We start from the raw sequence: 18,114 nt of genomic DNA on the forward strand, positions 1-18,114 counted from the left end.
GCTCTGCACGGACTGAATGATGTTCGGGATGCACCAAGGATCTGGCTCGATTGCTGGTAATTGACAGAGCTATCACACCCCGCCCTGCTAAAAGTCTCTCTAGTGAAGGAGTTCGCGGCATGACCACCCCGCATACTCACGAATCTACCGCCCAATCAGAGGGCGCTGAGGATCCCGGTGCCCCACGCAATGAATGGCGCCGCCAATTCATTGGCCTTTTCATTGGCCTCGCCCTGGCCATCCTCGTATTTTTCATCTTCCCCTCGAATGCCATCGATACTGTCCAGCAGTCCACCGGCGTGGATGAGGAAGCCGATTACACGCTAAGCGCCATCCGCACCGTTGCGGCGGTGACCATCCTCATGGGCGTGTGGTGGATGACTGAGGCCATCCCGCTGGCTGCCACCGCGCTGATTCCGCTGGTCATCTTCCCGCTCGCTAGCGTGGGAACCATTAAGGAAGTCGGCGCACCGTATGCCTCTGCCACCATTTTCTTGTTCATGGGTGGCTTCCTTATCGCGCTCTCGCTGCAGCGCTGGAACCTGCACCGCCGCCTTGCGCTTTATGTGGTAAAGCTCATCGGCACCTCGCCGCGCCGCCTCATTTTGGGCTTCATGCTGGCCACCGGCTTTTTGTCCATGTGGGTATCGAATACCGCAACGGCCGTCGTCATGCTGCCGATTGGTACGTCCGTGCTGGCGCTTACCGCAGAGACCGTTGGCGGTTGGGATAAGCAGAAGAAATTTGCCACCGCCCTCATGCTGGGCATCGCGTACTCCGCTTCCATCGGTTCGCTGGGTACCCTGATTGGTACCCCGCCGAATGCGTTCTTGAACGCGTACATGGCCGATACCTGGGACGTTACCCTCGGCTTTGGCCGCTGGATGGCCGTCGGCGTGCCGCTGGCGCTAACCTTCCTGCTCATCGCATGGGTGCTGTTGATTACCATCTTCAAGCCGGAAATGACCGAAATCCCCGGCGGCCGCGAGCTCATCAACGACGAAATCAAGGCCCTGGGCCCATGGACCCGCCCACAGATCATGACCGGAATCATCTTCGTCCTGGCCGCCCTGGCCTGGGTATCCCTGCCCATCGTCCTTGGCGATTTTGATAATTATGACGATGCCATCGTCGGCATCGCCGCAGGTATCCTCTTGTTCATCCTGCCGGCCGATTCGGAGCGCCGCATCCGCCTGCTGGACTGGAAGACGGCCAATGAAATGCCATGGGACGTCCTCCTCCTCTTTGGCGGTGGTCTCTCCTTGTCCTCGGCCTTCAACTCCTCCGGTTTGTCCCTGTGGATTGGTGAGATGGCCAAGGGGCTCAGCTCCCTGCCCATCGTGCTCATCGTCGCAGCCGTGGCCGCCCTGGTCCTCTTCCTGACGGAGATCACCTCCAATACCGCCACCGCGGCGACTTTCATCCCCATCATGGGCGGCGTCGCCGTGGGCGTGGGGCTGACCACCGAAGGCGATATCAACGTCCTGCTGCTCACCATCCCGGTCGCCTTGGCTGCAACCTGTGCCTTCATGCTGCCGGTGGCAACCCCGCCGAACGCCATTGCTTATGGTTCCGGCTACGTCAAGATTGGCGAGATGATCAAGGGCGGCGTTGGCCTCAACGTCATCGGTATCTTCCTCATTACCCTTACCGTCTTCCTGCTGGCGGTACCGATCTTCGGACTGACGGTCTAGACACTAAGCTCCCTCAATAGCCATCCTTTAATGAAAAACGTTACCATTAAAGGATGGCTACACCTGTTACCGTGCTGTCCGGATTTTTAGGCAGCGGAAAAACCACGCTACTTAACCACCTGCTCGCGAACCGGGAGGGGCGCAAGCTGGCGGTCATCGTCAACGATTTTTCTGAGGTCAATATCGACGCCGCCCTCGTCGCCGGCGAAGGCCACTTCGAGCGCGGCGAGGATCGCTTCGTGGAGCTGTCGAATGGCTGCATCTGCTGCACCCTGCGCGAAGACCTCATCGAGTCCGTGGGCAAGCTAGCGCGCTCCGGCCGCTTTGATCAGATTGTCATCGAATCCACCGGCATTTCGGAGCCCATGCCCGTGGCTGCCACCTTTGAGTGGGAATTTGCCGATGGCACCACGCTTGCCGATGCCGCCCCCATCGACACCATGGTCTCCCTCGTCGATGCCTCTACCTTCTTAAACCAATTGCGCCGCGGCCGCAGCCTCGTCTCCGAAAGCATTGAGGCTACGCCCCAAGATGACCGCACCATTTCCGATCTCTTAGTGGACCAAGTCGAATTCGCCGACCTTATCCTCATTACCAAGACCGATCTTGTCGATGCCGCCGAAACCGAGCGCGTCATCGCCGCAGTCCGCGCCATGAATCCGCGGGCTCGCGTAGTGCCGGTGACCAACGGGGTGATCGAACCGGGGCTGGTTCTCGATGCGCATTTGTTTAATACCGCCACCGCAGCCGCCTACCACGGCTACGCCGAAGAGCTTGCAAACCCGCATACGCCAGAAACCGAGGAATATGGCATCTCCTCAGTCGTCTTTCGCGCCGACCGCCCCTTTAACCGCGAGCGCCTCATCGCCGCCCTCCGGGCGAGCACGGGCCTAGTGCGCTCCAAGGGTTATTGCTGGATCGACACCGACCTGCGCGTGGCCCACGCGTGGCAGCAGGCCGGCCCTAACCTGCAAATCATGCCCGCGTCATTGTGGGCCGCCAACGGCGTAACCCCTGGCACGGAGCTCGTGCTCATTGGTATCGATTTCGACCACGAATCCACCCTGCAGGCCTTTCAAGACGCCCTGCTTTCCGATGCCGAAGCCTCCGCCCTCGTATAGCCTTCCCCGCTTCCACACCGAGTCAAAGCGTGAACGGCGGGTGAACTACGCGCCTTTGACTATCCCGTCGAACGCGGCCCTGTACAGGCGATTTGTTAGTTCATGGGTCCGTGGGTATAGTAAATTCTCGTTGCACAGCAGAGCATACGCACTGCTATACAACGGACTGCGCCCGTAGCTCAACGGATAGAGCATCTGACTACGGATCAGAAGGTTGGGGGTTCGAATCCCTCCGGGCGCACAAATGTCATGAGTCGCGACATGCTTGACAGGTCAGTCGCGACATCGTTGACAAACCGGCATCTCAGTTGTTTTTGTTCTGGGGTGCCGGTTTTTCGTGTTTTGGCTCTAGGGGTGGGTCGCCTTTTTTCCAGTAGGGCTTTTGGTAGTCGCGGGCTGTGTCGATGTAGTGCTCGGTGATTATTTCTCCGGTCGCAGCTAGTGATGTGGTGACGTGGTTGTCGGCGATGACCATGAGGATTTTTTGTTTCTTGAATGCGCGTCCGATGCCTAGGTGGAAGAGTTTGCCGGCGTAGCGGACGGTGACTTTGCCTTCTGTCCCAGACGATGTCTTTTCTGGTGCGCCATTCTTGTGTGGGATTGTCGTTGGGGCTGGCTTTTGTGCCGGTGGTGTAGCTGTGGTGTGGGGTGTGTCGGCCTAGTGCGCGGTGTGGGCGTGTGGTGTTGTAGTAATCGCGGAACTCGTCGAGGAGTTGTTGCAGGTCAGCAATGGTGTGTGCGGCTGGTCGTGCGGCGAGCCATTTTTTGAGTGTTTGGTGGAATCGCTCAATTTTTCCTTGGGTTTGCGGGTGTCCTGGCCGTCCGTTTTTCTGTTGGATTTTGTGTGTTGTCAGGACTTTTTCAAAGGCATTTCTCCCGCCTTTGCGCCCGGCTAGCCGGGCGGTAAATACTAAGCCGTTATCGGTGAGAGTGGATGCTGGCGGGCCGTATGTGTTGATAAGGCGGGTTAATTCTTGTGCTACCTGTGGGCCGCTAAAGCCGGCTCGTGCGGTAATAGATAGCAGGTAGCGGGAGTGATCGTCGAGGAAATCCAGTACGTCGACGCGGGTGTTATCTGCCAGATAGATGTAGGTGATATCAGCCTGCCAGCATTCATTGGGCATGGCGGCTTCAAAGCGGACAAATGAGCTTTTAGGCTTCTTCTTCGGTGCCGGGGTGATAAGGCCTTCAGTGTTGAGGATGCGGCGGATTGTCGATGTTGATGGGCTGCGGTGTCCGTCTTTTTCCAAGTGGAAGGAAATGGTGTCTGGCCCGGCATCGAGCCCGTGGCGAGTTAATTGCTTGCGGATAGTGATGATTTCTTTACGCAGTTTGTCAGGCACTGCCTGTGGGTGAGTATGCGGGGCACGAGAGCGGGGCGCGATGGCGTCGGCGCCACCAGCATCAAAGGCGTTGAGGATCTGATAGACGCGCTGGCGTGAGATACCAAAACGCTGGGCGACTTTTGAAGGGCTGCGGCCTTGTATGCGGACTGCGTTGACGATGGCCATGTTGCGGTTGGGACTATTCATAGTGTCAAACATGTCGCGACTGATGAGTAAAACATCACCCGACACAGGGGCCTGACCCCCGGAAAGTAGACACGTCGGGGGTTAGCTATGCTGCTTTGGTCAGTGTAGCCGATGTGAGTGCTTCGAAGTCGTCGGGGGCTAGAAGGTTGCACCAGGAGTGCCGTCTGCGCGTGTTGTAGCGCATACACCACCGGAAGACTTCTTGGCGGCAGACAATGGGATTGTCAAAGACTTTCCGGTCACGCAAAACTTCACGCTTTAAGGCGGCATTAAAGGATTCTGCCAGGGCATTATCGGCACTTGTACCCACTGCTCCCATGGACTGGCGCACACCAAGATGGGCGCAGTGGTCCCTAAATGCCTGTGAGGTATACACACTGCCATGATCAGAATGAAAAATGAGGGTCTCTGATGGTTTGTGTGTGGGTTCCCAACCTGCCTGAGGGGATGGACCAGGATGACTACTGTGGCAGGACGAGATCTAAGCTGATAAGGCCAAGATTGATGCGGTTGAAAAGAAGCTGCTCGCTAACCCTGAAGTCGCGAAACTGGTTGATCACCTAGGCACGGTTGCATCTCCCTCCGTCGCACGGTGAGGCCGGGAAAGTGGGTGCACTCTTCTGTGGTCGGCGGGAGAGTGGGGCGGCAGGATTAGCCGGGGTAATAACGGCATTTATAAGACACAGGGCATGCAAACTGTTGATACAGCAACCTCCCAGACTTCCATTGTAGAAAAAGAGAGTCGTTATAAATATGGGTCGTGGTGGAAAGCACTGCGTCTCATCACATCGTGAAGGAGAGTGCTAGGTGAGTACATCATCGCGCATCGTCGGGCTGGATTTGGCTCGTTCACTTGCCATTATTGGCATGATTATTTTGCACATGGCCTCGTTGGTATGGAGTACCAAGGTCATTTTGTCGGGCCTTCCGGCCGCGCTATTTGCCATTGTCGCCGGCGTGACGATGATGCTCATTGGCAAGAACTATTCTGTACAGACGCTGCTGCGCCTGATTGCCCGCGGCGCCATCATTACGCTTATCGGACTGGCACTGCTTCCGGTCGGCGGGCAGATTCAGGTCGTGCTCGTTGCCATGGGTATCACCATGATGGTGGTCTCCTGGGTACCACCGCTGAACGTGTGGTGGAAGCTGGCCCTCTTCTTCGTCGCCGCCATTGCCTCAACCGTGCACTACGCGCCGTTTACCCTGCCGCAGGTCTATCCGTTGCTGGCTTGGATCGCGTATTTCATCGCCGGCATGCTGCTCTTTGAGGTCTACATCCGCCCAGGTAGCTTCCGCACGGCGCTGCAGTGGATTGTTACCGCGGTCAGCGCGGTGATTGCCGCGGTTGGCACCTACTTCCGCTTCGAGCCGGATATGCCTAGCTGGCTGCGCTTTACCGGCCACACCGGCGTCGCGGGCGAAATCCTGCTCTCCGTTGCAGTGGCTGCCGTGGTGCTGCACCTGTGCCTGCTCATCGGCAGCGCAGTACCCAAGCTCGTCTACCCCTTGGCCGCAATGGGCACGATGTCCCTGACCGTGTATGTCTTGCACGTGCTCTCCGCCTATTACTGGCAAAGCCACATTTCACTGCACAACACCGCGTGGGCGTGGGCATTTATTGGCCTATTCCTCGTACTCGCCACCATCTGGCGGAAATTCCTGGGCCAAGGCCCGCTTGAAAAGGCCGTCTCGTCCGCCGTTAAACTCGCCGTTCCTGCTGGAAAGAAGGACTAACATGTCGCGTAAATTTGCTACCGCTTTGACCACCGCTGGCATCATCGGGATGTTGGCGGCCCCCGCCAGCGCCCTTGAGCACGGCGAACCCGCCCCCGATAACGCCGAGTCCCAGACCGTCGTCGCTCTCAAGATGGGCCGCATAGGCAACTTCGGCGACTGCACCGGCACGCTGGTGGACAAGCAGTGGGTGCTTACCGCCCGCCACTGCCTGCAGTCCGTCAATAACGAAGGCACCCAGGCCCGCCTGGGAGGCAAGGTCTACGACGCGGATTCGTGGGCGCTGTCCCCGCTTTCCGATGCCGGATTGCTCCACCTCACCGAGCCCGTCACCGATATCAAGCCGGCCAAGATCTCCACCGATATTCCAGAGACCGGCGACCTTGGCACCCTGTACGGCTGGAGCAGCAGCTCCTCCATGGCGCGCAAGGGCCAGCTGCCGATGGCAGAGATGAAGGTCTCCGAAATCCTGGGCGGCGGCCCAAGCGATGACTCCGCACAGAAGCCAGGCGCCGACAAGGAAGCCCCTGAAGGCTATGAATCCGTGCCCGCTGAGGAAGCCATGCCGGGCCTCAAGATGCCGGGCGGCTCCAAGCCGGATGCAGACATGAAGGTCCCTGAAGGCTACGAATCCGTGCCGGCCGAAGAGGCCATGCCGGGCCTCAAGATGCCGGGATCTGGTTCGGGATCGGATAAGCCTAAGGTGGTCTCGCCGGGTGCCACCAAGCCGGGTGCCGAGCAGCCGCAGATTGTCAAGCCTGACGGCAACGGTGGGGAAGTAATGCAGCCTGGCCAAGGCGGCATGGCCCCGATGATCAGCAGCCCGATCCTCGATGTCCACTCCACCGGTAATGCCGGCATGCAGGGTGGCGATTCCGGCGGACCGTTCTTTGTCAACGGAAAGCTTGCGGGCCTTGCTACCGCGGGTACCTCCAATGCGGACCCGGATCTGCCCTCCCCAAGCGCGGCTATCACCACGCTCGCAGGCACCAAGGACTGGGTTGACGGCGTGATCAGCGGCAAGGATAAGGACGCCATCTTGACCGCAGAGACCACGCCTACCCCGCAGGCAACGCCGCAGACCAGCGGCGACCGTCCGTGGATCTACTTCACGGTAGCGGCCATTGGCCTTATCGGTGCCGCAGCGGCCGCGCGCACCTTCGCTAGCGGTGCTGGCAACGGTGCCGCCCGCACGTCGCGCCGCTAAAAAATCTCGATGCGCCCGCCCAAGGATTCGGTCTGGCGCAGCTGCGCCACCCACTTCGGGCCGCCGGGGTGCAGGCGCAGCACCGGCCGGGAGGAAATCTTGACCGGGGAGACCGATTCCTTGCGCGCGCCCGACCTGGCTTCGATGCGGGTACGGGCGCGGTAGCCGGCATCGGCAAGCTCGGCGATGGAAGGCTCGGGGGCGGCGAGCTTCTCCCGGGCATCGTGAAGCAGCTCCAGCGCCTCATCCAAGGCCTCCACCAGGGCCGGAGCATTGGTCTCGCACATCTGCCGCACGAGATCCGGGCGGGTGCTTGCCACCCGGGTCGCATCCTTGAAGGAACCGGCGGCCAGGGACTGCGCCAAAATGCCGCCATTATCGCCCACCGTGGCCAGGGTCTCCGCAAAGATATGCGGCAGGTGGGAAATGCGAGCGACCGCCGCATCGTGGTTGGCCACACGGATGGGCACGGCCTCTGCATGCACCATCTGGGTCATGCGCACGACGTCCGTAAAAGTCTCAATCCATTTCTTAGGAATCTTTTCCCCGCGCGCCTCATACTCGGCGGCGTAATCGTAGGTAATGCCCCACGCGGCGCGGCGGAAAAGCCCCGTCTGGGAGTGATCCCACCCAGATTTCGAGGTACCCGCCATGGGGTGCCCTCCCACGTAGCGATCCTCCATGCCGCGGTCACAGACCTGCTGGCGCACGGGGGTTTTCACGGAGACTACATCCGTGATGCCGCAGCTAGGGGCGTGTTCCTGAATGGCATCCAAGACGCTGCCCACCGCGGTCATGGGAACGGCGATCACAATGAGCGCCTCTTCAACCTCGGCGCGGTTAAGCACCGCGGGCAAGTCATCATTGACGTCAAACCCCTGCTTGACTGCGGTGCGGGCGGCGGACGTCGAGTGGTTGTATCCAAATACGTCGTGGTTATAGCCCGCGAGATCGCGCAGCAAGGAACCACCGATGAGGCCGAGGCCGATAATGCAGATGGGGCGTTGAACATCTTGAGAACTCACGGTGACAATTGTGGCACAACACGACTAATCTCACGAGGTATGAGCAACGAAAATTACTCTTTCGCGGTTACCGTCGCCCGCAACGAGGGACAATGGGTCGTGCGCAGCTTCGATGATGACTTTGAGGACCCGCAAACCTCCATCACCGCGGTGCGCTCCCTGCGCTCCGAAGGCGCGGCTTTCGCCCTTCTCTGCGTCGAGGACGCCTACTTCATTGCCGTGCGGCCCGTGCCCGGCGGGGTGAAAATGCTAATTTCGGACGCCACCTACGGCGTTGACGATGACTTTGCCGCGGACTTCATGGAGCTCAATGACTATGAGATTCCAGACGTGGACCCGGAAGAGGCCGAACCCTACGGCGAGGGCGACTTCGATATCTTCGCTGACCTGGGCCTATCCGAGGATCAGGTGGGCTATATCATCGACGATGAGGACGATTGGCCCTCCGATATGCTCCTGCGCATTGCCGGCGACCTGGGCTTTGGGGATGAGCTAGAAGACGTCATTGATAACGCCTAAGCCCCTGCAGCGCGCGCAGGAACGCATGCAGCGCGCCCTCGCGGTGGCGCGCCAAACCCCCGCCGGCGACGTGCCGGTTGGGGCGGTGCTTTATGATGCCACCGGCCGCGAGCTCGCCACCGGCGTCAACCGCCGCGAGCAATTGCGCGATCCCACCGCCCACGCCGAGATCGAGGCCATCCGCCAGGCGGTGCGCATCCACGGCGATGGTTGGCGCCTGATCGGCTGCGAGCTCGTGGTCACCTTGGAGCCCTGTGCCATGTGTGCCGGCGCCCTGCAAGCCGCGCGGATAAGCTCACTGGTGTTTGGCGCCTTTGAGCCGAAGACGGGTGCGTGCGGCTCGCTTGTCGATGTCCTGCGTGCCCCCACCGCCCCCTTTACCCCACAGGTTCGCGGCGGCGTGCTTGAAGAGGACTGCGTGGCGTTGCTAGAAAAATTCTTCACCACTTTGCGCGAAAAGTGGGTATAGTGGCTGTCACACTGTAAGCGACTCATTTAAGGAGAGAGAAAATGGGCGATTTGGAAAACAAGAAGGACGACCTCGCAGGCAAGGCAAAGGAAGCTTTCGGCGAGGCAACCGGTAACGAAGACGTAGCCAACGAGGGCAAGGCCGATCAGGTCGCTTCCGAGGCTAAGGACAAGCTGTCCGATGCTGCTGACAGCATCAAGGACAAGGCCAACGACATCATCGGTGGCCTGAAGAAGGACTAATTTTATAGTCCCTTCCTAGCGAAATCGCTGCGCTGGCTTAGTGCTGGCGCGGCGATTTTGTTGCATCGGGGGTCCTCCCGTAATCTGGAACGCGGTGGCGTGTCCGAGCGGCCGAAGGTGATCGCCTCGAAAGCGATTGTTGGGTAACCCCCAACCGCGGGTTCAAATCCCGCCGCCACCGCGCAAGGCCCCGACCTGTTAATGCAGGTCGGGGCCTATTTTTGTTTTCTGCGGCAGGGGAGCTTGGGTCTTTGGGTAATTTAAGCATCCTGCTTTGCGTGTGCGGCCCGTGAGCGGCGGCGCTGCACGGTAGGGAGGAACCATGTTGCAGTAGCTGCGATGAAGGCCATGGTGCCCGCGCTCCACATGAGGTACTTCACGGGGGTAAACCACCACGCCAAGGCCGCGATTACTGCGATGATTGCCCACACTGCGGGGACGAGGAGACTGGGCTGTTCGGCCCACGGTTCCCGGGGGAACCGGCTGCGCGCCTCTGTGCGGATGCGGCGCGGGGCCTTTTGGGATAGGGCGAAGGAGCAGGCGACCACAAAAGCCAAGCCGATGCCGGCGATGAGCAGGCTTCCGCTTACGCCGCCAAACATGAATACGCCGACGGAAAGCGCTAAGGATAAGCGTTCGCCGATTGTGAGAGGGAAGCTCTGAGTGGGATCGACATCTGGGTAGATGCTGGTGAAGATGTCTCGGTGGGGGTAGTTCTGCATTGTTTTCTTATTGGGGGTAGTTATTGACAGCTGAAAGAAAATCGGTCAGGATATGCTTACCTAAGTAAGCGTAGCCTATACATTCTTTTAGCGAGAAACAAGGTTCTCAACATGATTCGTAAACTGTGGAGGTCGGCGTTCGGCGTCATTGTCGCGGCGTTCCTCATGGCGGGATTCGCCCCGCTTCTATCTTCTACTCCGGTTGCCCACGCAGACGAGGCCTGCACATGGAATTGGGGCCTCAAGCAGTCATTCCGCAGCTACATCAAGGGAAATATTGCCCGCGGTGGCTGGGGTGCCAATGGCATTGGTTTTAAGGGGGACGAAACGGGCGATGGTGCGTTCGTCTTTACCGCGGGAAAGCCTGATGTCTCTGGTGGAAACGTCACGATTCCGTTCAACGGCACGCTGAGCTTTACCGGCCATGAAGGGGTCCTGGACATGACGATGTCGGACTTCAAGGTCAAGGCGTCTGGTAACCAGGCAAAGATCTCCGTGGACTATGTTTCCTACGAATTGAACCGGCAAGACTATAGCCGCGGTAAACAAATCAAAGGCGATGACGAAGTGATCGCCACCATCAATCTGGATAATCCGGTAAAAGACGGAGCTGAAAAGGTAGATTTGGCCGGCTCAACATCCCTGACCTCCGGTGGCGTCAAACTTTTCACTGGATTCTACAAAGAGGGTGAAGTCCTCGATCCGTCCTCCGGGACCATTGCGCTAGATGGTTCTTGCTCTGGCGGCTCTGGTTCCGGTTCCGGTGGCGGTTCGAAGCGCCCATTGACCTCTATCACGGGTTCCTTCACGGGCTTTAATAAGGAAGCCATGGACATCCTGTCTGAGACCAATGACACGATGAACGGTATTACCACGTTTATGGGCAATACCCAGGCATTCCTTGATGAGCTGGAGTCTTTCAATAACCGTGGTGAGTCGAACTCGAATTCGGGTGGCTCTGCTTCGGGTACGTCGAACTCCACTGGAGGAAACTCGGCTTCTACTAACTCTGCATCGGGAAATTCGTCACCGAGTAACTCCGGTTCGGGCGGAAGCGGCGGTGCTTCAGGAACTGGGAAAGCAGCGGGATCGGGTCCTGCGCACTCTGGATCCGCTAACTCCGGCGCCTCGGGCTCAGGTAATTCGGGCGCGGGTGCATCCGGCGGCGACGGTGCCGTCTGTGAAGCTACTGGTGTCACCCAAGCTACAGCACAGTGGGGCGTAAAGAAGTCCTTCCAGTCCTATATCACCGGCTCTATTGCGCAAGGCCGATGGGATCTATCTGGCGTGGGATATGAAAATGGTCGTTTCCAATTCACGGGTAACTCCGGCGCTGTAAAAGATAATGCGGGCTCCGTGCAATATGGCGGAAGCATCCAGTTCTCTGGCCACCACGGCAAGCTGGATCTGAACATTGCCAACTTGGAGATCACCTTCAACGGCAACTCTGGTGAACTCATTGGTGACGTGCGTTCTTCCAATATGGAAGGCGAGAAGAAGGACTTCGGACGCACCGTCATTGGCAGCTTGAACTTTAGCTCCCTGGACGTTGGCTCCGATGCCGTATCTGGTGAAGCTTCAGTATCGCTTTCTGAAACCGGTTCTCACGCCTTCGCCGACTTCTATGAGCCGGGTCTTCAGTTGGATCCGCTGAGCTTCCACGCCACCTTGGGCGGAAGCGCTGATTGCGGCGCCGTATCTGGTGGCGGCGGTGCTAGCTCCGGTTCTGGGTCCGGTGGTGCCGGCGCGGGCGGAAACGGAAAGGGCGGCTCTGCTTCCAAGGGTGGCGCTCATGCCGCAGCCGGGGACGCAGCGCATGCTGGTGATTCCTCGCAGGGATACGAGGACGGATCGAACAAGTTCAAGATCAAGTCCGCCACGTCTCCCAGCGGAAACATGGATAACCCGACCACCTATCTACTGCTGTTCATCGTCGGATTGATCATTGCCGGTGGCTCCACCAGCCGCCTTGTCATGAACAACTCTTAGAAGGATTGCCGTGAAACTCGTTCTTCGTTTCCTCGTACCGCTCTTGTGCATCTTCAGCCTTACCGCCTGCGGTGTGCAGGGTAGCTACACGGATCAGCTGCCGGATCCCGCCGATCTCTCGGACCCCAGGTCCTTTGAGGGCGTCAGCGACGTCAAGGACTTTGATGATATCGAGCCGGTTACTGATAAGGCGGAGCCGGCGCTTCCGGTGGAGCTTACTGATGCCGATGGTTACGACGTCACCGTCACCGATGCCTCCCGCATCCTCGCGTTGGATATCTATGGCACCTATACCAAGACGCTCAGCGGCTTGGGGCTTGCAGATAATATTGTCGGCCGCACGGTGTCTTCCACCGAGCCCAACTTGGCAGACCTCCCAGTGGTGACCGAAGGCGGTCACAATATCAACGTGGAAGCGGTGCTGGAGCTGAATCCCACCCTTCTTATCGTGGATCATTCCATTGGCCCGCGCGATGCTATCGACCAGATTCGCGCGGCGGGTGTCACCACCGTGGTCATGGAACCCGAGCGCACCATTGACTCCGTGGGCGAAGACATCACCACGCTTGGCGATGCCCTTGGCTTGCCCGACGACGCACGCGAACTAGCCGATCGATCCAACAAGGAAATCGAAGAAGCAAGGGAAGCCATCAAGGAATTGGTTCCCGATGATCCGATGCGCATGGCGTTCCTGTACGCACGCGGAAACGGCGGCGTCTTCTTCATCATGGGTGAAGGCACTGGTGCTAAGGACCTGATTGAAGGCATTGGCGGCGTGGATCTGGCTGCGGAAAATAATCTTTCTTATGCAGAACCCGCTAACGCGGAGGCACTGGCCCGCATCAATCCAGAGGTGATCATCATGATGACCAATGGCTTGGAATCCACCGGCGGAATTGATGGCTTGCTGGATCGACCCGGCGTTGCTCAGACCACCGCAGGCCAGAAGAAGCGCATCGTGACCATTCCGGACGGTCAATCGCTGGCATTCGGTCCCATGACCGGGCAGACCCTGGTGAAGCTAGCAAAGGCTGTGTATGACCCAGACAATGAGTAAGGAGACGGATACCTTCGCCCGCCGGCGGACTCAGCGCACCTGGGTATTCCTACTGCTGGGGATCCTCACCGTTCTCGCGGGACTCATCTCCGTCGTGCTGGGGCAATACTATGTACCGCTGTCTGATCTCTTTCCCATTCTGGCAGCCGGGCACGCGCAGGATTCCTTGACCGCAAGCGTGGTGTGGGACATCCGCCTGCCGCGCTTGGTCTTAGGGCTCGTGGTTGGCGCAGCCTTGGGCGTTGCCGGCACGCTGATGCAAGCGGTATTCGCCAATCCCCTGGCAGAACCTTCCATTATCGGCGTTACCTCCGGTGCGGGCGTCGGTGCTGCCGTAGTCATCGTCTTTAATATCGAGTACTTCGGTACCTTCACCGTTCCCGCCGCGGCCTTCCTGACCGCGCTGCTGGTTACCTTCATTATCTATCAGCTGGCGCGCTACAACGGACGCGTGGCCGTGGTACACCTGATTCTCACCGGCATCGCCATCAATGCGGTATGCAACGCGATCATCTCTTTCATGGTGTACCTGGCACCGACCGCAAACCGCGAAGCAATCATCTTCTGGCAGATGGGTTCCCTCAACGGTTCGCAGTGGAAACACGTCTGGGCGGTACTTCCCATCGTGGTGGTAGGCCTCGCGGTGGCCCTGCGCCTGGGCAAGCAGCTGGACGTCCTCGCGCTCGGCGAGCGCGCCGCCGCGCACACCGGCGTAAACGTGCCGCGGCTGCGCATCGTGGCAATCGTGGCATCGGCAGTGCTGACCGCCGCGGCTGTTTCCTTTGCCGGCCTCATCGGCTTTGTGGGGCTTATCGTTCCCCACCTGTTGCGCAGCATCGTCGGGCCAGAAAACCGCATCCTACTGCCCGCCTCCGCCCTGGGCGGTGCCGTCCTCATTGGTTTCGCCGACGTGGCAGCGCGCACGATGATTCCCTTTGCGGATCTTCCCATCGGTATTTTCACTGCCCTGGTGGGCGGCCCAACGTTCTTCATCTTGCTGCGCCGCATGATGCGCAAAGGAGTGCGCTGATGATAAACGTCAAAGACTTAACCGTTCGCGTGGGGGAGCACATCCTCGTGGATCAGGTGTCCTTTACTGCCCAGGCGGGCGAAGTAACCGGACTTATCGGTCCGAACGGTGCCGGTAAATCCACGGTACTTGCCGCCGTAGCCGGAGACATCGATTATTCCGGCGAGATCACCGTGGGTGGACTATCACCCAAGGCACCACCACGGGAGCTCGCGCGCACGCGTGCGGTAATGCTCCAGGACGTCTCGGTGTCCTTCGAATTCCTCGTCCGCGATGTCGTTGCGATGGGGCGTCGCCCTTGGGAGGGAACTGCCTACGCGGACCTTGACGATGCTTTTATTGACGCCGCCCTCGATACCGCCGGCGTCGCACACCTCGCGGGCCGAGACATCAGCACTCTGTCCGGCGGTGAGCGCGCCCGTGCTGCCTTCGCACGGGTGCTTGCCCAAAATACCCCGGTTATCTTGCTCGATGAGCCAACGGCCGCGCTGGATATCCGGCATCAAGAACAACTGCTGGGCTCAGTGAAAGCCCTTGCCCGCGAGGCCGGTGTTGCCGTTCTCGTGGTGCTCCATGACCTCAACGCTGCAGCTGCATATTGCGATCATGTCGTGTGCCTGTCGTGCGGGGGACTAGCAGCCCAAGGGCGCGTAGACGAGGTATTTACCGGTCGCACTTTGTCTCAGGTATATGACTGGCCTATTTCCGTCGACGGGCTGCGGGTACATCCACAACGTGCCACGCCCGCAATCAACCCACTCTTCTCACATCATTTGGAGGACTTCCATGTTTAAAAGAATCTTGGTCACCGCCCTTGCGGCGACAGCGCTGACCGTGCCGCATGCTTCTGCGGAAGAAACATGCACCATCGAATCCGGCTCCTTAAATTGGGGCATCAAACACTCGTGGCGCAGCTACATCAAAGGCCCTATTGCCCAAGGTGACTGGACTACTACTGGCTCGGTTCAGGAAAACGGCGAGCCTGACAGTAAAGACTTCACCTTTGGATTTGATGTCGATCCTGAAAAATCGACGGTCACGGTAGATGAGCAGGGCAACGTGACCGCTTCTGAAATCAGGACCAAGGACTCTTCGATTACCTTCACCGGCCACCATGATGCGCTGTACTCCAATGTTAAGAGTCCTTTTGTAAAAACAACTGGGGATGAGGTTCGTCTTGGTAGTGGCTACGAAGCCTATTACGTCGAAGGCAAGCATATGACGCAGTACACTAAGGACGATCAAACCGAAGCCAATAAGCGTACTGGAGAAGGAGCATTTGCTCACGGTAAGGGACAATGGAAGAAGGAAGGTAACACGCTCACCCTCTCCACCGCTGATACTTCCTACGAGCGGCAACCAGGCACGACAGACAAAAAGGCCGAAGGCGTAGATGTACTCTTCATGGGAATTTATGGGCCTAAATATAGCCCCAAGGTTGATGAAGCTCAGCTGACCCTCAACGTTTCTCCAGATTGTGGTCAGAAGAAGAGTCCAGAGTCGGAGGATCAGCATAACCCGGAGGCCCCAGAAGCTCCGCAGGGCGAGGCACCATCGAAGAGTGAGGAAACGACCCAGAACGAGCCGGCTCCGCAGCCACCGGCGACCTCGCAGAGCCAAGCACCTTCGCAGAAGCCAGAAACTCCAAAGCATACAGAGTCTTCAGAGACTAAGAAGCCGGAACCTAAGAAGCCAGAATCCGATAAACCGGCGAATGAAGCTCCCGAAAAAGGGAAAGATCAGGGGAGTGCAGATGAACATTCTGCCTTTGGCTCTAAGTTCGCCAAGATTTGGAACTACATCTTGGGTGTGGTGACTATCGGTAGCATGTTCGCCATCTTGGGGCAGGCCTTTATAAAGTCTGGAGCCCTAGATAGTGTCCGTGCTCTTCTCCATCGATAAAAGTAACGGCCAATCGCTAAAAGTCTAAAAGCCTAAGCGATGCGCGCGGCATCGGCAGTAAGTCCGGTGTCGCGCTTCTTTTTGTGGTAGTGCGCCACTCGTGACGCAGACGGTGGGTGGGAGGTAGTCCTTTCGGTTGATTTTTCTTCCCAGTCTTGTAATTAAGGGTTGCCTAACCTTAAATTGAATCTAGAACTTAGGTAAGCGTTACTTTGGAGGAAGTCAGTGACTGTTACTCTCAATAAGCCATTGTCTGCAGCGCTGCGCGAGGCAACCGCACACGCTCACGAAAATGCAGAAGGCTCTGCGTTTATGCAGCGCCTCATGTCGGGACGGTTGAGCAGGGCGGCTGCAGCCGACCTGACCGGCCAGTTGTGGTTTGTCTATGAGTCGTTGGAGCGTGCCGTCCGCAGCGTGGCGCACACTCCGATCGGCAGCGCGGTGGCCGATCCACGTCTCGAACGGCGCTACGCACTGGAGGTGGACTTGGCGGCTCTAGTTGGTGGTGATTGGCGTGAAAAGATCCGAATCTTGCCAGCTACTGCCGCCTATGTTGCGCGTTTGGAGGAGGTGTCCGGAAGCGCGGTAGAGGTCGTGGCCCATCACTATGTCCGTTACCTCGGGGATGTCTCCGGGGGGCAGGTCATTGCTGCGCGCTTAGGTGCGCTCTATGACATTGAATCGGATGCGCTGAACTTCTATGACTTCACTGCCATTGGCAAGATTCCCCCGTATCGCAAGGGGTATCGCGAGCGTCTAGATGGCCTTTCGCTGACCGCAGGGGAACGGGAGGCCTTGCTGTCTGAGGCACAGCGGGCGTTTGCTTTCAACTCGGGAATTTTCGCAGAATTAGATAAGCGTCACTGATTTACTTTTTCTAATCAATTAACTAAAGTAAGCCTTGACTAATATTGATAGGCAAGGCTTCACCACTGCTCTCAAGAGGAGAATCTCATGAAAACAACATCTGTTATCGCGGCCGGTGCGGTTGCACTCGGCAGCTTTACGGTCCCTATGGCCACCGCGGCTGAGGCTCCGGCTGATGGTTCCACCGAGATCGCCGCTGTGGAATCCGGCCAACTGAATTGGCCGATCAAAGAATCTTTCATTCATCACTTGGGTACCCCGTTTGCTAAAGGTGTCATTACCCCGGCTGAAGGCGCAGAAAAGGTGGGCAAGGATTTCACCTTCCCCGTCGATGTAGCCGAGACCACCCTAGACGCCGATGGCAACGGAACAATTGGTACCAAGGGGTCTGTGCACCTTCAGGGCTATCCAGGGCTGGGGCCTAACGGTTCCTACGGTATGGACTTGATGTTTTCGGATATTAAGGTGGAAGTAAAAGGTCAAGATGCCACCATTACCGCGGACTATAAGCTTACCGGTGCTTCCGGCCCATTTAAGGACCAGCCTGTCGACCAATCCGGGGATGATGCTGCTATCTCTACCTTCAAGCTCTCCGAGCCTTTGGTGCCAGAGACCGGCAAGAGCTACGCCACAACCGATGCCCCGACCTCATTTACCCAGACTGGCTCTGACATCTTCTTGGGCAAGTACCCGGTGGGGCAGCCAGTAGATGATGCCGACACGGATCTCACCGTGGCCTTCGAGGGGGCTTCCGCGAGCGATAAGCCGTCTGGCCAGGTGCCCTCAGAAAACAAGCCCTCCGCAGAAAAACCTGCGACCGATGGTTCTTCCCTAGGAAGCTCTTCCTTCGGCAAGCTGGATGGGGCTATTGCGGCCATTCTCGAACGAGTGAAGAAATTCGGCTCCTTCTTTTCTAACCTCGTTCTTCCCGGCTTGAACCTGGCAAAGTACGTTTAAACAGCGAGCGCTCTCTCGCGGCTGCATCGTCTAAGCCGCTCCGC

General features: G+C 58.4%; 16 protein-coding genes, 2 tRNA genes and 2 pseudogenes. 16 read left to right on the forward strand and 4 right to left on the reverse strand.

What is annotated here, in order from left to right:
* The first annotated feature begins 119 nt into the window (after positions 1–119).
* The 3 genes from ACP8IT_RS00765 to ACP8IT_RS00775 all read left to right on the forward strand — a co-directional run bounded on the left by ACP8IT_RS00765 (position 120) and on the right by ACP8IT_RS00775 (position 3,056).
* A complete protein-coding gene (locus ACP8IT_RS00765; RefSeq protein ID WP_284624926.1) occupies positions 120–1,694 on the forward strand; it encodes an SLC13 family permease in 1,575 nt (524 codons plus the stop codon).
* Between the two features lie 53 nt (positions 1,695–1,747).
* Entirely contained in the window at positions 1,748–2,815 is a 1,068-nt protein-coding gene (locus tag ACP8IT_RS00770) for a GTP-binding protein (RefSeq protein ID WP_490293056.1), read from the forward strand.
* Positions 2,816–2,983: 168 nt separating this feature from the next.
* A tRNA-Arg gene (locus ACP8IT_RS00775) sits at positions 2,984–3,056 on the forward strand.
* A 63-nt stretch (positions 3,057–3,119) separates the two neighbouring features.
* Here ACP8IT_RS00775 and ACP8IT_RS00780 read toward each other — a convergent pair.
* Both ACP8IT_RS00780 and ACP8IT_RS00785 read right to left on the reverse strand, forming a co-directional pair.
* Positions 3,120–4,347: pseudogene (locus ACP8IT_RS00780) on the reverse strand (IS481 family transposase).
* An 85-nt stretch (positions 4,348–4,432) separates the two neighbouring features.
* Positions 4,433–4,747, reverse strand: a pseudogene (locus ACP8IT_RS00785) (transposase); the annotation flags it as partial.
* A 407-nt stretch (positions 4,748–5,154) separates the two neighbouring features.
* On the opposite strand from ACP8IT_RS00785, the gene ACP8IT_RS00790 reads away from it, so the two are divergent.
* Positions 5,155–6,084, forward strand: a complete 930-nt coding sequence (locus ACP8IT_RS00790) for a DUF418 domain-containing protein (protein WP_490290202.1) — start codon at positions 5,155–5,157, stop codon at positions 6,082–6,084.
* A 1-nt stretch (position 6,085) separates the two neighbouring features.
* Positions 6,086–7,291: a trypsin-like serine protease gene (locus tag ACP8IT_RS00795; RefSeq protein ID WP_490290203.1), complete on the forward strand. Its 1,206-nt coding sequence runs from the start codon at positions 6,086–6,088 to the stop codon at positions 7,289–7,291.
* On the opposite strand, the gene ACP8IT_RS00800 is transcribed toward ACP8IT_RS00795, so the two are convergent.
* Positions 7,288–8,316: a prephenate dehydrogenase gene (locus tag ACP8IT_RS00800; protein ID WP_284831983.1), complete on the reverse strand. Its 1,029-nt coding sequence runs from the start codon at positions 8,314–8,316 to the stop codon at positions 7,288–7,290. The two genes, ACP8IT_RS00795 and ACP8IT_RS00800, sit on opposite strands and share 4 nt — an antisense overlap.
* A gap of 39 nt (positions 8,317–8,355) precedes the next feature.
* Here ACP8IT_RS00800 and ACP8IT_RS00805 point away from each other — a divergent pair, with 39 nt between their 5' ends.
* From ACP8IT_RS00805 to ACP8IT_RS00820, 4 genes are all read left to right on the forward strand, one after another.
* Positions 8,356–8,835: a tRNA adenosine deaminase-associated protein gene (locus ACP8IT_RS00805; protein ID WP_284623371.1), complete on the forward strand. Its 480-nt coding sequence runs from the start codon at positions 8,356–8,358 to the stop codon at positions 8,833–8,835.
* Positions 8,822–9,304, forward strand: coding sequence for a nucleoside deaminase (locus tag ACP8IT_RS00810; protein WP_255343669.1), 483 nt, complete (start codon positions 8,822–8,824; stop codon positions 9,302–9,304). The genes ACP8IT_RS00805 and ACP8IT_RS00810 overlap by 14 nt, the downstream gene beginning before the upstream one ends.
* Before the next feature lie 41 nt (positions 9,305–9,345).
* Positions 9,346–9,546: a CsbD family protein gene (locus ACP8IT_RS00815; RefSeq protein ID WP_005276418.1), complete on the forward strand. Its 201-nt coding sequence runs from the start codon at positions 9,346–9,348 to the stop codon at positions 9,544–9,546.
* Between the two features lie 93 nt (positions 9,547–9,639).
* Positions 9,640–9,727: transfer RNA gene (locus tag ACP8IT_RS00820), tRNA-Ser, on the forward strand.
* A 79-nt stretch (positions 9,728–9,806) separates the two neighbouring features.
* Here ACP8IT_RS00820 and ACP8IT_RS00825 read toward each other — a convergent pair.
* On the reverse strand, positions 9,807–10,268 hold the full coding sequence (locus ACP8IT_RS00825; protein ID WP_490290204.1) for a hypothetical protein: 462 nt from the start codon (positions 10,266–10,268) through the stop codon (positions 9,807–9,809).
* Between the two features lie 111 nt (positions 10,269–10,379).
* Here ACP8IT_RS00825 and ACP8IT_RS00830 point away from each other — a divergent pair, with 111 nt between their 5' ends.
* From ACP8IT_RS00830 to ACP8IT_RS00860, 7 genes are all read left to right on the forward strand, one after another.
* Positions 10,380–12,257 carry an HtaA domain-containing protein gene (locus ACP8IT_RS00830; RefSeq protein WP_490290205.1) on the forward strand — a complete coding sequence of 626 codons (1,878 nt, stop codon included), beginning with the start codon at positions 10,380–10,382 and terminating at the stop codon, positions 12,255–12,257.
* Between the two features lie 10 nt (positions 12,258–12,267).
* Positions 12,268–13,314, forward strand: coding sequence for a heme/hemin ABC transporter substrate-binding protein (locus ACP8IT_RS00835; RefSeq protein WP_023029963.1), 1,047 nt, complete (start codon positions 12,268–12,270; stop codon positions 13,312–13,314).
* Positions 13,295–14,344, forward strand: coding sequence for a FecCD family ABC transporter permease (locus tag ACP8IT_RS00840; protein ID WP_023029964.1), 1,050 nt, complete (start codon positions 13,295–13,297; stop codon positions 14,342–14,344). Before ACP8IT_RS00835 ends, ACP8IT_RS00840 begins: the two co-directional genes overlap by 20 nt.
* Positions 14,344–15,138 carry a heme ABC transporter ATP-binding protein gene (locus ACP8IT_RS00845; RefSeq protein ID WP_490290206.1) on the forward strand — a complete coding sequence of 265 codons (795 nt, stop codon included), beginning with the start codon at positions 14,344–14,346 and terminating at the stop codon, positions 15,136–15,138. Before ACP8IT_RS00840 ends, ACP8IT_RS00845 begins: the two co-directional genes overlap by 1 nt.
* On the forward strand, positions 15,131–16,246 hold the full coding sequence (locus ACP8IT_RS00850) for an HtaA domain-containing protein (RefSeq protein WP_490290207.1): 1,116 nt from the start codon (positions 15,131–15,133) through the stop codon (positions 16,244–16,246). The genes ACP8IT_RS00845 and ACP8IT_RS00850 overlap by 8 nt, the downstream gene beginning before the upstream one ends.
* Before the next feature lie 225 nt (positions 16,247–16,471).
* The gene (locus tag ACP8IT_RS00855; RefSeq protein WP_490290208.1) at positions 16,472–17,113 is read left to right on the forward strand and encodes a biliverdin-producing heme oxygenase; all 642 of its coding nucleotides are present in this window, start codon (positions 16,472–16,474) and stop codon (positions 17,111–17,113) included.
* A gap of 87 nt (positions 17,114–17,200) precedes the next feature.
* Complete coding sequence (locus ACP8IT_RS00860) at positions 17,201–18,070, forward strand: HtaA domain-containing protein (RefSeq protein ID WP_490290209.1); 870 nt, start codon at positions 17,201–17,203, stop codon at positions 18,068–18,070.
* Positions 18,071–18,114: the final 44 nt, after the last annotated feature.

The sequence above is a fragment of the Corynebacterium sp. LaCa_23 genome, from assembly GCF_058182375.1.

Bases quoted from the DNA above. Each gene is read 5' to 3' on its own strand.
- ACP8IT_RS00830 (WP_490290205.1), top strand. From the start codon at position 10,380: ATGATTCGTAAACTGTGGAGGTCGGCGTTCGGCGTCATTGTCGCGGCG.
- ACP8IT_RS00765 (WP_284624926.1), top strand. From the start codon at position 120: ATGACCACCCCGCATACTCACGAATCTACCGCCCAATCAGAGGGCGCT.
- ACP8IT_RS00815 (WP_005276418.1), top strand. From the start codon at position 9,346: ATGGGCGATTTGGAAAACAAGAAGGACGACCTCGCAGGCAAGGCAAAG.
- ACP8IT_RS00840 (WP_023029964.1), top strand. From the start codon at position 13,295: ATGACCCAGACAATGAGTAAGGAGACGGATACCTTCGCCCGCCGGCGG.
- ACP8IT_RS00845 (WP_490290206.1), top strand. From the start codon at position 14,344: ATGATAAACGTCAAAGACTTAACCGTTCGCGTGGGGGAGCACATCCTC.
- ACP8IT_RS00850 (WP_490290207.1), top strand. From the start codon at position 15,131: ATGTTTAAAAGAATCTTGGTCACCGCCCTTGCGGCGACAGCGCTGACC.
- ACP8IT_RS00795 (WP_490290203.1), top strand. From the start codon at position 6,086: ATGTCGCGTAAATTTGCTACCGCTTTGACCACCGCTGGCATCATCGGG.
- ACP8IT_RS00805 (WP_284623371.1), top strand. From the start codon at position 8,356: ATGAGCAACGAAAATTACTCTTTCGCGGTTACCGTCGCCCGCAACGAG.
- ACP8IT_RS00770 (WP_490293056.1), top strand. From the start codon at position 1,748: ATGGCTACACCTGTTACCGTGCTGTCCGGATTTTTAGGCAGCGGAAAA.
- ACP8IT_RS00825 (WP_490290204.1), bottom strand. From the start codon at position 10,268: ATGCAGAACTACCCCCACCGAGACATCTTCACCAGCATCTACCCAGAT.
- ACP8IT_RS00860 (WP_490290209.1), top strand. From the start codon at position 17,201: ATGAAAACAACATCTGTTATCGCGGCCGGTGCGGTTGCACTCGGCAGC.